Raw genomic sequence first — 14,546 nt, 5'->3', positions numbered from 1 at the left:
GGTTCTCCTTTGCGGGCTTGCTTGCGCCTTGCGTTCTCCGGGCGCAATTCAAATGATCTCTCAGTGTGATGATAGCGCGTCGGAGGTTGATGCGACCCGGTCATTTACTTTCCTGTGTGCAGTTTTCGCGCATGCGTAGCGGGGCAGAATTCGCAGCTTACCCAATCGGACTTGACTGCGCATGCGCAAGGAAGGAACAGAACCAAATCTTTGGCCAGCAATGATGCTCATTCCGTTTGTTTTGACCGTAGGCATACCTTGGTGACGCTCTATCATGAAAGTAATCAGTGGGAAAGGAATACGCCGTTGCAATCGCTTGTGGGCGATTCGACCTGTATGCGGCGGCCTCCTGCTATCAATCCTCGATCAAAGCACGATAAGGGAAGGGGTCCCATGTACGAACTAACGCAAGAGGAGCGCATGATCCTCGCGATGGTAGACGATCTGTGCGTCGACGTCGTGTCGCAGCGTGCTGCCGATATTGACGAGGAGGACGAGTTCCCCGAGGACATCTACGAGCTGTTCGTGGAGCAGGGGCTGTTCGCGCTTGCGTACGGCGAGGAGCACGGCGGCGTCGAGGTGAGCATGCACTGCTGGGTGCGGGTGATCGAGCGCATTGCACGGGAGTCTCCGGCCGTGGCGCTGATGATCCTTATCTCGGCTATCGGGTCCGACGCGTTGGTGTTTTCCGGCACCGACGAGCAGAAGGAGTCCATCCTTCCCGCGCTGGCCGCAGGCGAAGCCAAGATCTGCTTTGCGCTGACCGAGCCCAATGCCGGCTCCGATATTTCCTCCATCGCGACAACGGCTCTGCCCGACGGGGACGGCTACGTGATCAACGGCAGCAAGATATTCATCACCAACGGCGCCGTGGGGGATTACTTCACCGTGTTCGCGCGCGTCAACGAGGACGGCGAATCGAAGCCTTCGTGCTTCATCGTGCATAAGGACACGCCGGGCCTGATCATCGGCCGCAAAGAAGACAAGATGGGGCTGCGCGGTTCCGTGACGTCGCAGCTGTTCTTCGAGAACATGCACGTGGGCCCCGAAACCGTGGTGGGCAACGTGGGCGACGGCTTCGAGATCGCTCACCACACGCTCAACCGCGGTCGCTTGGCCGTTGCCGCGCTTGCCACGGGCGTGACGGCCGCATCGCTTGCGGCGGCGGCAGCGTACGCGAAGGACCGCATCCAATTCGGCAAGCATATCGCCGATCTACAGGCCATCCGCTTCATGCTGGCCGATATGGAAATATCCTTGGAGGCTTCGCGTCTGCTGCTCGACCAGGCGTCGTCCGCGTTCGGCGGCGACATCCAGACCATGATGAAAACCGCTTCGGTGGCCAAGGTGTACTGCTCCGAGGCGGCGGTGAAGGCGTCGGAAACGGCGGTGCAGATCTTCGGCGGCTACGGCCTGTGCAAGGACTACCCGGTCGAGCGCTATTACCGCGATGCAAAATCGTTCACCATCGTCGAGGGAACCAGCCAGGTTCAGCGTTCCCTTATTGCGAAATCGGTTCTGAAGGAGTATTAGGAAGCGTTGCGCCGCCGCATGCAGCGCGATGACTACGAAGGGGGGCTGCCCATGAACGTTGCAGTCTGCATCAAGCAAACCGTCGACACCGAGGCAGAGGTGCGTGTCGATTCCGAGGGACGCGTGTCGACTGAGGGCCAGACGCTCGTTATCGATCCGTATAGCGAGTTCGCGGTCGAGCGGGCGGTGCAGTTGAAAGAGGAGCACGGCGGGGAGGTCTTCGTCGTGTGCGTAGGCGGGGACGAGTCGATGCCCGCCGTTCGCCATGCGCTGTCCATGGGCGCGGATGCGGGGTACCTCATCGACGACCCGGCTCTTTCCGGCGTGGACGGTGCGGCGAAGGCGCGCGTGCTGTCCGCCGCCCTTGAACGCCTGTCCGTGGATCTGATCTTGGGCGGGTGCAAGTCGGCCGATACGTCGAGCGCACAAACCATGCCGCGCGTTGCCGAGCTTCGCGGCTTGCCGTGCGTGCAGGTGGTCACGGAGCTGACGGTTGACGTAGCGGGAGCAACGGTGCACGCCACGCGCGAGATCGACGACGGCGTTGCCCTGGTCGACGTTGCCTTGCCCGCCGTGGTGACGGCGCAGCAGGGCCTGGCCGAGCCGCGCTATCCTAACGTTCGGTCGATCATGCAATCGAAGAAGAAGCCCGTCACGGTGTGGACGCTTGCCGATATAGGCGTTGATCAGGCGGAAGTGGTTGAGGTGGAGCCTCGGACCCGCGTGCTGCGCTATCGCGAGAAGCCCGCTCGTCAGGGAGGGCGCATCGTCGAAGGCGAAACGACTGCCGAGGTGGTTCGCGCCACGATGGATTTGCTGGCTAGCGAAGCCAAGGTCTTGTAGGACGAAAGGGGATCACCGATGGCAGGAATCTGGGTTTATGCGGAGCCGAAAGACGGTTCGTTTCCGCGTGTGACGTTTGAAATGCTGGCGGCTGCGCGCTCGATGGCCGCCGAGGGCGACGGCAGCGTGACCGCTGTAGTTCTGGGCAGCGGGCTTGCCGATGCTTCGCTCGATTGCCTTGCCCATGCGGGCGCCGATGCGATTGCCGTGCTGGACGATGCGGCGTTGGCGACGTACACCACCGACGCGTACGCGTCGGCGCTTCAAGCGTTGACGGAGCAGCAACGCCCCGATGCCGTGCTGTTCGCGGAGGGGGCGACGGGACTTGATCTGGCTCCCGTGCTTGCTCAGCGGCTCAATACCGGCTTCGTGGCCGATGTGGTGGCGATCGCGCGCGACGAGGAAGCGGGCTTCGCGTTCACGCGCGAGCCGTACTCGGGAAAGGTCCAGGCCGACGTCGTTTTCGCAGCCGATGCGCGCCCCATGCTGGCCACTGTGCGTCCGAAGGCGTTCGAGCCCCTTGAGGCAGACGAGCAGCGGACGGCTTCCGTTGTCATGCAGCAGGTGGACGGCTTCGGCGACGTGCGCCAGACGGTGGCCGATGTGGTGCGCCGGGCGTCGGGCCGCGTGGAGCTGACCGAGGCCGATACGGTGGTGTCGGGCGGGCGCGGCACGAAGGGCGCAGAGGGATTCGCGCTGATCGAAGAGCTTGCCGACGTGCTGGGCGCCGCGGTCGGCGCATCGCGGCCTGCGGTCGACGAGGGGTGGACCGACATCCAGTTCCAGGTTGGGCAGACGGGCAAGACCGTTGCGCCTTCGCTCTACATCGCGTGCGGCATTTCGGGTTCCATCCAGCACATGGCAGGAGCTGCGGGTTCGAAGTGCATCGTGGCGGTGAACCGCGATCCCGAAGCGGACATCTTCAAGGTGGCCGATTACGGTATCGTAGCCGACCTGTTCGAGGCAGTTCCGCTTTTGACCGAGGCGTTCCGCGCCGGCAAGGCATCGTAGCGTGGACGCGGCGGTTCCCTCTCGCGAGGCTTTGTGGAACATCGAGGGTTCATGGATCATGTACCCGTGCTTTTTGCTGGTGCTGGCCGTAGCCGCTTACTGTTTCTGGCGGCGCTACCGCTTATGGAAGGTGGGGCTTCCGGCTGATCGGACGGACAATCCGCGCGAGCGCTTGAAAGGCGCGTTCGTCGATGCGGTTCTGCAGGCTTCGGTGCTCAAGGGGCGCGGGGCGGGCATCAAGCTGGCTCACCTGGGGATGTACGTGGGCATGGCCGTTATGGCGGTGTCCACCGTTACCTATGCAGCTCAGGTTGACCTGGGGCTTGATATAGCAAAAGGGGATTACTACCTGTACTTTCTGGCCTTCGCCACCGACGTCGCAGGGCTTGCGTTCTGCATCGCGATGGTCGCCTGCATCGTTCGCCGCGTTTCAGGGTCGAACCCTTCGCTGGATACGAAGCCGGCCGATATCGTCGTGCTGGTGTGGCTTTTGGTCATCGGCGTGTCGGGCTTCTTCGTCGAAGGTCTGCGCATCGTGGGGACGAGCGATCCTTGGGCGGCGTTCTCGCCGATAGGAAACCTGTTCGCGCAGCTGTTCGCCACCTGGAGCGCAGAGCAGATCTCGTTTGTCCACAGGGTTCTCTGGTGGGGCCACATGGCCGTGGCTTTCGGCATCCTGGCGTACTGGGTGTATTCCAAACTGGCGCACGTGCTGCTGGTGCCCGCCACGGTGTACTGCCGTTCCTTGGAGCCGAAGGGCACGCTGCCTTACGTCGACCTGGAGGACGAGGACCTGGAGGAATTCGGCGTTGGAAAGCTGGAGGACTTTACCTGGAAGGATCTGCTCGATGCACAGGCGTGCGTCAGGTGCGGGCGCTGCGAGCTTATGTGTCCCGCCCATGCAAGCGGAAAGCCGCTGTCCCCGAAAGATCTCATGCAATCGCTCGATGCTCATCTGAGCGAACGCGGGCCGATCGTGCTCGCCCAGCGCAAAGCCGAGGTGGCGCAGGCGGCGGGTTCCGAATCGGGGTCGAAGGAGGGTGGCGCTCCGGCGGTCGCGTTCGAGCCGACCGAGCAGCAGCAGGCGGTGCTGGACAAGGCACTGGTGGGCGATGTGATTTCTCCCGAAGCGCTTTGGTCGTGCACGACGTGCGGCGCGTGCATGGAGGCTTGCCCGGCGCTTCTGGAGCACGTTCCGAAGACGGTCGGCATGCGTACGTACCAGGTGTCGATGGAAAGCGCGTTTCCCAGCGAGGCGACTTCGACGTTCCGCAGCTTGGAGACCAACGGAAACCCGTGGGGCTTGGGATGGCAGAGCCGCTTGTCCTGGGCCGAGGGGCTGGACGTGCCGACGTTGGCCGACGTACCGGATGCCGAGTACGTGTACTGGCCCGGTTGCGCTGGGGCGTACGATGCGCGCAACCGCAAGGTGTCGCGCGCTCTGGTGGCGCTCTTGCAGCATGCCGGCGTGAGCTTCGCCGTCATCGGAAACGAAGAGAAGTGCTGCGGCGATGCCGCGCGGCGCCTGGGCAACGAGTTCGTGTACTATCAGCTGGCTACCGAGAACATCGAAACGCTCAAGGCGTACGGAGCGAAGAAGATCATCGTGCAGTGCCCTCACTGCGCGCACGTGATCGAGCGGGACTATCCGCAGCTGGGCGGCACGTTCGAGGTGGTGCGGCACGTCGAGCTGCTGGAGCGCCTGGTGAGAGAGGGCAAGCTGGGCTGCACCGCCGGCATGAGCTCGCGACTGCCGTTCGAGTACGTTACCTATCACGACTCGTGCTATCTGGGTCGCTATGCGGACGTGTACGAAGAGCCGCGTGCCTTGGTGACCGCCAGCGGCGCGCGCGTGGTGGAGATGGAGCGCACACGCGAACAGAGCTTCTGCTGCGGCGCGGGCGGCGGGCGCATGTGGCTCGAGGAACGCGAGGGCCAGCGCATCAACGCCATGCGAACCGACCAGGCGCTTGCTACGGGCGCGGATGCGGTGGCAACGGCGTGCCCGTTCTGCCTTGCCATGTTCGAGGACGGGTTGGCGGCACGCGACGCCGACGTTCCCGCAAGAGACGTGGCGGAGCTTCTTGCCGAGGCTCTTCGATTGATATAGCGTGTCGTAGACGCCGCCGCATTCTGCTTGCGGCGGCGTCGGGGCGTATGCGGGAAGGAGTTCGCGGTGAATGCGTGGCGCTCAGGAGAACTGCTGGAAGTGCCGGTGGGCGAAGCGCTTTCGGAGATGCTTCGCTCGTACGTCGCGTCGGGCGCTGACCCTGTGCCTCCGCGCCTTGCCGCCACGGTGATGCTGGTGCGCGGCCCGCGCGAAGTGTTCATGCTGCGCCGCGCGAAAACCATGGCGTTCGTTCCCGATGCGGTGGTGTTTCCCGGCGGGGGAGTGGACCCTCGCGACGCTGACGAGCGCCTTCCTTGGGCGGGTCCTTCGCCTGCCGTCTGGTCTCGGCGCATGGGCGTAGACGAGGAAACGGCGCGGCGGGTGGTGACGGCGGCGGCCCGCGAGGTGTTCGAGGAGTGCGGCGTGCTGCTGGCGGGACGGGATCACGGCGCCGTGGTTGAGCAGGTGGGCACCTCCGAATGGGCTGAAGAGCGGCAGCGTCTTGCCGAGCACGAGTCGTCGTTCGCGGAGGTTCTGCTTCGCCATGGACTTGTGCTGCGCGCCGATCTTCTAGGGTTGCGTTCCCATTGGCTGACGCCCGAATTCGAGCCGCGTCGCTACGATACGTACTTTTTCGCCGCGCTTGCTCCGCAGGGGCAGGTTCCCGATGACCGTACAAGCGAAGCGAACGGCGCTGGTTGGATTGATCCGGTCGACGCGCTGGAGAAAGGCGCTCGGGGCGAGATGCGCCTTGTGCCTCCGACGGTGTACAACTTATCCCATCTTGCGTATGCCGAAAGCCCCGAGTCTTTCGCGGCGGGCGTCGATGGCGCTCGGCGCATCATGCTCGAGCCGTGCAAGCGCGAACCCGAAGGGGTGGTGCTGCGATGCGTGCTTCCGTAGCTGCGTGCGAGCGCGAGCTTCCCCGGCCCGCTCCGGGCACCGTGCCTGCCGATCGGGCTACGTGGCGCGGCGGGCGCTTCTCTGCGCGGGCGCGTTGCATTCTAGCCGACAATCCTTCGCCGCTCACGTACGTGGGAACCAACACCTGGGTGCTTTCGGAACCGGGTTGCACGGGGTGCGTCGTGGCCGATCCCGGTCCTGCGCTGCCCGCGCACCTCGATGCCGTTCATGCCGCGTGTGAAGAGGACGGGCTGCGCGTTGCGGCGGTGGTCCTCACGCATGACCATTACGACCATGCCGAAGGCGCGCAGCAGTTCGCACGACGGGCGAAGGCGCCCCTGCTCGGGCGTCGTGCTCAGACGCTTTCGGAGGGTCCTCTTGACCTGGGGGCAGATGCTCCTGCGCTCGAAGCGGTGTTTTTGCCGGGCCATTCGAAGGACTCCATCGGACTCGTGTTTCCCAAGGATGGGTCCGTTGTGACGGGCGATCACGTGTTCCGTCAGAGCTCCACGCTCATCTGCTGGCCGGACGGCACGCTGTCCGACTATATAGCCAGCCTGGAGCGCTTGAGGCGCATCGTTCGAACGCGGCGCATACGCGTGCTGTTGACTGCTCATGGATTGCCGATCGACGATCCCTTGGGCTTGATCGACCGACAGACGGCGCACCGTCTGAGCCGTCTCGACCGCGTGAGGAAGATCGTCGCGGCGGGGGCGGGGTTCGATGTCGATCGTATTCTGGAAACGGTGTACGACGACGTTGACGCGCGTCTGAATCCCGCTGCGCGCGTCAACGTTCAAGCGCAGATCGCGTACTTGCAGGAAGAGGCTGCTTCCTCGACCCGTATTTGAGGGCGCCCCGCATCGCCGTCATGCGATCAGGTTCGTAACGGTTGACGCGTGCTTCGGTCTTCGATGGCGCGAAAGGCCCCGTACCGTGGAGCTCGCACGCTGTGCGCTCCTTGGTACAGGGCCTTTTAGCTGCCTTCAGAGCCGTTCTCGAACAACCTTTACGCTTGCATGCGCTTGGCAAGTTCCTGTGCCAGCTCGAAGCGCTTCACCTTGCCGGTCGCCGTCTTCGGGATGGCATCGATGTACTCCATGCGCTCGGGCCACAGGCGCTTTGCGACATGGCGCTCGGCCAGGTAGGCTGTCACGTCTGCCACGGTGGGACGGCGGTCGTCGGTGGGCACGGCAAAGGTGCAGATGCGTTCGCCAAGGCGTTCGTCGGGCATGCCGATGGTGGCCGTTTCGCCGATGCCGGGGCAGCCGATCAGGTCGTCGTCGATTTCGCGAGCGCAAATGTTCTCGCCGCCGCGGATGATGATCTCCTTCTTGCGACCGTTGATGCGAATGCGTCCCCGTTCGTCCATGTATCCCAAATCGCCGCTGTAGAACCAGCCGTCGTCGTCCAAGGCGCGGGCGGTGCGCTCGGGCGCGTTGAGGTAGCCGACGAACTGATGGGGCCCGCGCGAAATCTCCTCGCCTTGTTCTCCCAGGGGCACGTCGTTGCGGTCCATGTCCACGATGCGCACTTCGATGCCGGGGAAGGGCGTTCCCGACCACGACCCGTTCCATTCGCGGCAAGCCGCAGGCGGAACGAAGATGTGCGGGCAGCTTTCCGTGGAACCGTAGACCTCGCAGAGCATGACGCCGTGGTTGGCGGCGCACTGCACGAGCGAACCGGGAACCGGCGCGCCTCCGCACAGGAACAGCTCGAGCGTTTCGATCTGCGGGCCGCCTTCGTGCTCGATGCACTTGAGCATGTCGTAGATGAACGGCGTTGCGCCCATCGACCACGTGCACTTCTCGCGGTTCATCTGCTCGATGGCTTGAGCAGGGCGGAAATCCTGCTGCAACACTGTGCGCCCGCCCAGGATCATGGGGGAGATAAGGCCGTGGTAGAAGCCGGTGGCGTGGTTGAGCGGGGAGGCCATGAACATGACGTCGTCCGAAGTGCGCTCGGTGCCCTTCACGAAAGAGCTTTCCGAGAAGATAAGGTTGTTGTGCGTGAACAGAACCGCTTTGGGCTTGCCCGTGGTCCCCGAGGTGGACAGGATGCACGCGATGTCGTCGGACGTGATGGCCGGCCGCTTCGACAAAGGCTCGTACTGCGAGCAGATCTCGCTCAAGGCGGGCAGATCGGAATGCTTGGGCTCCACTTTGTCGACGAGCGCCACCGGGCCGAGCGAGGGGATCTGGTCGACGATGCTCAGGATCTGCTGCTCGAAGTCAACCTTGCCAGCCCTCGTTGGGCAGATGAACGCCTTCGATTCGACAAGGTTCATGCCGTACACCAGGTCGGCGTCGTTGAAGTTGCGGGGCAGCGGATGCATGACCGCACCTGCCTTGAGCGCCGCTACGTAGACGATGCAGAATTCCGCCCAGGTGGGCATTTGGAACGTCACGACGTCTCCGGGCTGCACACCCTGTTCGACCAGCCATGCGGCCAGACGCGATGCTTTGTCGTCAATCTCCCCGTACGTGTAGCGCGAGCCCTGGTCGTCGCACACGTATTCGCGTTCCGGATGGCTGGCCACCCGCTCGCTCCAAAGATCCCCCAGTGTTTTCTCGGTCCAATACCCCTGCTCGTAGTAGTGCCGCTTGCGATCCTCGTTGATTTTTAGATCGGTTATCATGCCCCTGATGTCCTCTCCTGATCGACTTTTGCCCGCCTATGCCCTTGAACTGTCGATGCGCTTTGCAGCAAAGCGGGTTGAAGCTGGTTCAGTGCCGATGGTGTATGACTTGCCTGTGCGGGGTGGCCTCCTCGTGTTCGAGATGCGGACTGCGATGCCGCGCTTGTGCGGCCTTTTGCATGGATCATGTGCGTTGCGGCCATTGTATGATGCTGAAGGTATGATTTGTCGGTGAAATGCTTCGGGACCTATCGGTAGTTCCTATGAAACGATAGGGAGCGCCTATAATCCCAGGCGAGCGGTGCGAGCGTCCGGTTAGCCGCGGGGCCTGCCAGCAGGGCGGCGGGCGGCATGGACGCGCCCGCGATTGAGAACGAGCCCGATTCGGCCGACGTGATGCGTGCTGAGACAATGCGGGAAGCGCGGGCGCCCGACCGCTTTCGTCGGTAGATCCCCTTTAGATTCCGGTCATTATTTGAAATGTGTTACCAATAGGGCTTCCAAAATCAACAATACTATTGAATTGTCCGTGGTGTATGCCGGGGTAGCATGTGACTATAGTACCAGCCTGTGTGCGTTAAAAAAATCGTATGGATCAAAACGTAAAAATGAGGAACACAGGGAAAGGGGCTTGAAACCAATGAGCGTATATCAGGAAAGCTATCATCTGCCGGAGTTCGACTACGAGTACGAAAAACTGCTGATCGAGAAGCGCGGTCCGGTTTACATCTGCTCGTTCAATGACGCGGGCAACCTCAATGCCATGTCGTACAAGCAGATGAGCGAGTTCAACGACTTCCTTATCAAGGTTCGCCTGGACAAGGATTGCCGCGCTATCGTTTTGACGGGCGAAGGCAAGTCCTTCTGCGCCGGCTTCAACCTCAACGACCTGGCTCTTGATCCGCCCGAGGACATGGGCCGCATCCAGCGCGACTTCTACATCATGCAGCGCATGTGCTCCGACCAGATCATCAACATGCGTCGTTGCGAGCAGCCCATCATCGGCGCGCTCAAGGGCTACGCTGTGGGCGGCGGCCTGTCCATCTCCTGCGCATGCGACATGCGCTTCCTGGGCGAGTCCTACAAGATGAACGCTGGCTACCTGTCCATCGGCTACACCGGCACCGACATGGGCGGCGCGTTCTTCCTGCCCAAGATCGTGGGCTATGCTCGCGCTTGCGAGATCCTCATGAACCCCAACCGCTTCGGCGCTGAGAAGCTGCTCGAGTGGGGCTTCGCGAACAAGGTCGTTGCCGACGACGACGTGGTTGAGGAGGCTGTTGCCTTCGCTCAGCAGATGTGCGATGCCACGGCTCCGTTCGGCCTGCGTCTGACGAAGGAATGCCTGCAGGCTTCCTTGGACGGCACCAGCTTCGAGAACGTCATCAAGATGGAGAACCGCAACCAGGTGCTGGCCTCCAACACCAACGACGGCATCATGGGCACCCTCAAGATGAACCCGAAGAACAAGCAGGACGTCAAGGACAACCCGGACAAGTACGCGTTCCATAACATGTAAGAACGCGTCAAGCGTAACGTTCGAATGCTTTGCAGTGCCCTCGTGCCCTTTGGCGCGGGGGCACTGTCCTATACCGAGGCGGAGAAGGGAATCGCATGAAAATCATCGGTGTAAACGGAAGCCATCGAAGCGGAAAGGGCACGTCGCATCTCTTGGCGGCGGTTCTTGACGAGGCGTCGGCGGCAGGCGCGCAGGTTGAGCTTGTGGAGCTTGCCGATTTGGATATTCAGTACTGCGTGGGATGCAACGCGTGCCTTGCGAAGCCTGCTTGCGCGCTCTCGGGGGACGACATGGCGGCGCTTGTGGAAAAGCTCTTGGCTGCGGACGGTATCGTGCTGGCCTCTCCCGACTACTTCTCGAGCGTTTCGGCTCGCATGAAGACGTTCATGGAGCGCACGCGCCCTCAGCACATGGTGGCCAACGCCTTCAAGGGCAAGGTGGGCTGCATGGTGGCTACGGCCGGGTTGAGCGATTGCGGCGTGGAGGAGACGCTTGCCACCATGGACCGCTGGTTCGCTACGCAGGAGATGCTCGTGGTGCATCCTCGCCCGGAAGGTCCGGTGCTTGGGTCCGGAGCTGCCGCCACCCAGTACGCTGGCTTCAACGCCGAGAAGGGGCGCGTTCAGTGGCGTCGCGTCGAGGACGACCAGGTGGCCTTCGATGTCGCTCGTCAGCTGGGACGCGATATGGTAGAGCTGCTGGAGCGCTTGGGAGCGTAGCGCTGCCAGGTGTTCGAACCTGCGTCAGGCTGCGATCTGCGCAGTTTGGCGCAAGTGGTTGAAAGGGAGCCCGGTTGGCTCCCTTTTGCGTGCCTGCGGCGGTCATTGTCGATCCAAAAACACGTTTTCAGCCCGAAGAACGTGTTTTTGGATCGACAATACACTGGCGTTGAGATCAAGCGATGCGACGGAGCTGGCCATGCGTTGACATCATGGCATCTGCGCACCCGAATGCGAAAAAGGAGCCCGAAGGCTCCTTTTTCTGAATCAATGCCCTATTCAAGGATTTAGAACTTGCACTCGACCTTGCCCTCGACCTGACGCTGGGACTTGAAGACCACGTCGGGAACCTCTTCGCCGTGGTAGCACTTGACAGCGCCGTTTGCTTCCAGTTCCGCGATCTGCTCGTCGGTGTAGCCGTACTTCTGCAGGTACTCGGCGGTGTGGTAGCCGATGGGCTTGGACAGCACTACCGGGGGATCGCCGAAGCTCGCATAGCGAATCGGGGTGGTGGGCAGCGCATGCTCGCCGAACGCCTTGTACTCGACCTTGCGGATAGCGTCGTTGACGTAGGCTTCCTCGTCCTTGATGATGTCGGTGAAGCGGAAGACCTTCTGGCTCGGCACCTGCCACTCGGACAGGATGGGCAGCCACTCGTCCAGTTCCTTCTTCGCAAAGCCCTCTTCGAGGATATTGATGAGATCGGGCTGCAGGTTGTTGGCCTTGATGTTCTCGATGGTGGCGAAGTCCGGGCTGTCGACCAGGTCGTCGCGACCAATGATCTTCATCATGTCGTTGTAGTAGCGGTTGTGCTGCGGCTGGCAGATGTAGATCCACTTGTCGTCAGCGGTCTTGTACGTGTTGTTGAACGGGTTGGGGACGTTCGTGCGCGACTTCGGATAGTCGGCGCCGAACTGCTGGGCGCAGATACCGATGCTGCCGCCCCAGATGGCTGCGTGGTACAGGTTGACGACGACCTTGTCGCCCTTGCCGGTGCGCAGCTTGTTGACAAGCGCGCCCAGGATGCCTGCGGCCATCATGATAGCCGTGTTGTAATCGCCGAACGCTTGAGGCGGGATGGCGGGAGAGGTGCCCTTCTCGCAGAAGGTACCGGCAACGCCGCCGCGTGCAGCCCAGCAGACCGCGTCGTATCCGGGAGCGTGCGCGAACTCGCCGTGCTCGCCGTAGCCGCGCATCTGAGCCCAGATCAGGCCCGGGAACTGCTCGGAAAGCGTGGGATAGTCCAAGCCCAGTTTCTCCAGGGCGGCCGTGCGCATGTTGTTCATGAAGATGTCAGCTTCGCCGATCATCTTCTTTGCGATGGCCAGGCCTTCCTCGGACTTCAGGTTGAGGGAGATCCAGTTCTTGTTCGTGTTGTTGAGGTCGATCGTGGGATCCTCGGTGTCGGTGAGCTCGCAGCCGAAGCCCGGGCCCTGAGTGCGCTGGATGTCGCCATCGAACGACTCGATCTTCATGATCTCGGCACCCATTTCGGACAGAACTCGAACAGTTGCGGGAGCCGCGACGTACGTGCACATCTCGACCACTTTGATGCCCGCGAGCGGGCCGTAGCCATTGAGTTTCTCAGTGACGGTCATACGACGGTTCTCCTTTCTTTTGCGGTCGGTGATTTCTCCTGTCGTTATACTCACATGTTCTTGTTTTTGTTGCTATGGACAATTGCTAATACTTGATGGACTTTTGCAATTAATATTAAATTTGCCGGAAATACTCACATGCAACGCTATTTGTTTACCAGATGCGCCTTCTGCGTACACAGATCTATTGATTCGTCCGGGCGATGTGCTTCTATATGCTTCAGCCCGAAGCTAGCCTGCTTCGGTTTGCGACGGGCCGAGCGACTGCGGTCTTGGACTGCTCCATGATCGCAAACGGCATGGGTTTTTGTCGGTTAGGAAGCGTTTTGCCGTTTGACATGGTTGAATTCGCTAAACTGGGGGTAACGGCGGGGCAGATGCCCGCTATACTTTTTAGAGAAGATCGGGCGCTTGAGCCAAAACGCGTCCTTGAAACGAGGGCGCACGAAAGCGTCTTGCCTATATATAGGAGAAAGGATCCCATCGTGGACTTCAGCCTGACGGAAGGTCAGCGCAAGCTCGTCGAGGCGTTTCGGACGTTCGGCGAAGAGCGCTTCAAGCCCGAGCTGGTGCATCAGTGGCGCCGCGACCAAGGACTGCCCGATGAGGTGGTCAAGGGATTCGTCGACCTGTATTTCGGGTTGGAGGATCTTGCGGACGGCGACGGCCCCGGCGCGTTCAGCTTGTGCTCCCAAGCTCTTATCATCGAGGAGCTTTCGCGCTGCTCGGGCGCGACGCTGCCGTTCCAGATCGACTTGTTCAATTTGGCGCTCATGGGCGAGTTCGCCGCGCAAAGCGAGTTCGACGCTATCGTCGACGACTACCGCAAGACGGGCCGCCTTATGTTCGCGCTTGCCATCTCCGAGCCGGAAGCCGGTTCGGACTCCATGAACATGCAGACGTACAACCGCACGGTCGACGGGCGTTTGATTTTGAACGGGTGCAAGACGTTCGTGAACAACGGGGAGTACGCGCCCTACATCCTTGTTGCGGCCATCGACCGCGATGCGGAGGGCTCGGACAAGTACCCTGCGCTTACATTCTGGCTGGTGCCGCGCGATCTGAAGGGCATCCGCGCATATCCGGTGAACAAGATAGGACAGTCGATGCTGCCGTTTTCCACGGTGGTGTTCGAGAACGTCGAGTTACAGCCGGAATATCGTCTGACGGGACGCCACGCCGGCTTCCGTCAGCTGTTCCGCATGCTGGAGTTCGGGCGCGTGACAACGTGCGCGGGCTCTTTGGGCATGGCGCGCGCGGCTATGGAGGACGCGGTCAAGCACGCGCGCAGCCGCAAGGCGTTCGGCGTGCAGATCGGGCGGTTCCAGCAGATCGAGCAGATGCTCGTGGACATGGAGGTGAGCATCTACAACATGCGCTCTATGCTGTATCGCGCCTGTCTTGCCGTGGACAACGGGGAAGACGACGAGCGGCTGTCCGTGGCGCTCATGAAGCGCTACGTCCCGGCGGCTGCAACCGACGTGGCCAGTTCCGCCATGCAGATACTCGGCGGCATGGGCTATACCGAGCATGCGCGCGTCAGTCAAATTTGGCAGGATTGTCGCGGCAACCAGATTGCAGAGGGTACGGACCAGATCATGGTGTACATTGCCGCACCGCTTGTTCTGGACAAATACTAAGGGAAATTTCTTGCGTTGGGATGCGGCGCAAA

Annotated in this window: 11 protein-coding genes; 9 read left to right on the top strand and 2 right to left on the bottom strand. The window is 61.8% G+C overall.

Annotation, left to right across the window (positions count from 1 at the left end; genetic code table 11):
- The first annotated feature begins 393 nt into the window (after positions 1-393).
- The 6 genes from ACTQZK_RS05795 (at position 394) to ACTQZK_RS05770 (ending at position 7,251) form a co-directional block, all read left to right on the top strand.
- The gene (locus ACTQZK_RS05795; RefSeq protein ID WP_216528447.1) at positions 394-1,533 is read left to right on the top strand and encodes an acyl-CoA dehydrogenase family protein; all 1,140 of its coding nucleotides are present in this window, start codon (positions 394-396) and stop codon (positions 1,531-1,533) included.
- 51 nt (positions 1,534-1,584) lie between these two features.
- On the top strand, positions 1,585-2,376 hold the full coding sequence (locus ACTQZK_RS05790) for an electron transfer flavoprotein subunit beta/FixA family protein (RefSeq protein WP_114566122.1): 792 nt from the start codon (positions 1,585-1,587) through the stop codon (positions 2,374-2,376).
- 18 nt (positions 2,377-2,394) lie between these two features.
- Entirely contained in the window at positions 2,395-3,387 is a 993-nt protein-coding gene (locus ACTQZK_RS05785) for an electron transfer flavoprotein subunit alpha/FixB family protein (RefSeq protein ID WP_225749101.1), read from the top strand.
- Position 3,388: 1 nt separating this feature from the next.
- On the top strand, positions 3,389-5,497 hold the full coding sequence (locus tag ACTQZK_RS05780; protein WP_225749102.1) for a heterodisulfide reductase-related iron-sulfur binding cluster: 2,109 nt from the start codon (positions 3,389-3,391) through the stop codon (positions 5,495-5,497).
- A gap of 66 nt (positions 5,498-5,563) precedes the next feature.
- Positions 5,564-6,400: an NUDIX hydrolase gene (locus ACTQZK_RS05775; protein ID WP_441898826.1), complete on the top strand. Its 837-nt coding sequence runs from the start codon at positions 5,564-5,566 to the stop codon at positions 6,398-6,400.
- Positions 6,385-7,251, top strand: a complete 867-nt coding sequence (locus ACTQZK_RS05770) for an MBL fold metallo-hydrolase (RefSeq protein WP_441898824.1) — start codon at positions 6,385-6,387, stop codon at positions 7,249-7,251. Before ACTQZK_RS05775 ends, ACTQZK_RS05770 begins: the two co-directional genes overlap by 16 nt.
- Positions 7,252-7,409: 158 nt before the next feature.
- Here the strand turns inward: ACTQZK_RS05770 and fadK are convergent, their stop codons facing one another.
- The gene (gene fadK, locus ACTQZK_RS05765) at positions 7,410-9,038 is read right to left on the bottom strand and encodes a medium-chain fatty-acid--CoA ligase (RefSeq protein WP_428421470.1); all 1,629 of its coding nucleotides are present in this window, start codon (positions 9,036-9,038) and stop codon (positions 7,410-7,412) included.
- Between the two features lie 640 nt (positions 9,039-9,678).
- Between fadK and ACTQZK_RS05760 the strand changes: the two genes are divergently transcribed.
- Both ACTQZK_RS05760 and ACTQZK_RS05755 read left to right on the top strand, forming a co-directional pair.
- Positions 9,679-10,557, top strand: coding sequence for an enoyl-CoA hydratase/isomerase family protein (locus ACTQZK_RS05760; RefSeq protein ID WP_114566015.1), 879 nt, complete (start codon positions 9,679-9,681; stop codon positions 10,555-10,557).
- A gap of 95 nt (positions 10,558-10,652) precedes the next feature.
- Positions 10,653-11,276, top strand: a complete 624-nt coding sequence (locus ACTQZK_RS05755; protein WP_441898821.1) for a flavodoxin family protein — start codon at positions 10,653-10,655, stop codon at positions 11,274-11,276.
- Between the two features lie 287 nt (positions 11,277-11,563).
- On the opposite strand, the gene ACTQZK_RS05750 is transcribed toward ACTQZK_RS05755, so the two are convergent.
- A complete protein-coding gene (locus ACTQZK_RS05750; protein WP_114566017.1) occupies positions 11,564-12,874 on the bottom strand; it encodes a CaiB/BaiF CoA transferase family protein in 1,311 nt (436 codons plus the stop codon).
- A gap of 485 nt (positions 12,875-13,359) precedes the next feature.
- On the opposite strand from ACTQZK_RS05750, the gene ACTQZK_RS05745 reads away from it, so the two are divergent.
- On the top strand, positions 13,360-14,514 hold the full coding sequence (locus tag ACTQZK_RS05745; RefSeq protein ID WP_114566018.1) for an acyl-CoA dehydrogenase family protein: 1,155 nt from the start codon (positions 13,360-13,362) through the stop codon (positions 14,512-14,514).
- Positions 14,515-14,546: the final 32 nt, after the last annotated feature.

Origin of the sequence: Paraeggerthella sp. LCP19S3_G8 (genome assembly GCF_052119225.1) — a bacterium.
Taxonomy (GTDB): domain Bacteria; phylum Actinomycetota; class Coriobacteriia; order Coriobacteriales; family Eggerthellaceae; genus Paraeggerthella; species Paraeggerthella hominis.
The sequence above is the reverse complement of the archived record's forward strand: the minus strand, read 5'-3'. Positions and strand labels throughout refer to the sequence as shown.

Coding starts and splice junctions, on each gene's coding strand:
- ACTQZK_RS05795 (WP_216528447.1), top strand. CDS start 394: ATGTACGAACTAACGCAAGAGGAGCGCATGATCCTCGCGATGGTAGAC.
- ACTQZK_RS05790 (WP_114566122.1), top strand. CDS start 1,585: ATGAACGTTGCAGTCTGCATCAAGCAAACCGTCGACACCGAGGCAGAG.
- ACTQZK_RS05785 (WP_225749101.1), top strand. CDS start 2,395: ATGGCAGGAATCTGGGTTTATGCGGAGCCGAAAGACGGTTCGTTTCCG.
- ACTQZK_RS05770 (WP_441898824.1), top strand. CDS start 6,385: ATGCGTGCTTCCGTAGCTGCGTGCGAGCGCGAGCTTCCCCGGCCCGCT.
- fadK (WP_428421470.1), bottom strand. CDS start 9,038: ATGATAACCGATCTAAAAATCAACGAGGATCGCAAGCGGCACTACTAC.
- ACTQZK_RS05760 (WP_114566015.1), top strand. CDS start 9,679: ATGAGCGTATATCAGGAAAGCTATCATCTGCCGGAGTTCGACTACGAG.
- ACTQZK_RS05755 (WP_441898821.1), top strand. CDS start 10,653: ATGAAAATCATCGGTGTAAACGGAAGCCATCGAAGCGGAAAGGGCACG.
- ACTQZK_RS05750 (WP_114566017.1), bottom strand. CDS start 12,874: ATGACCGTCACTGAGAAACTCAATGGCTACGGCCCGCTCGCGGGCATC.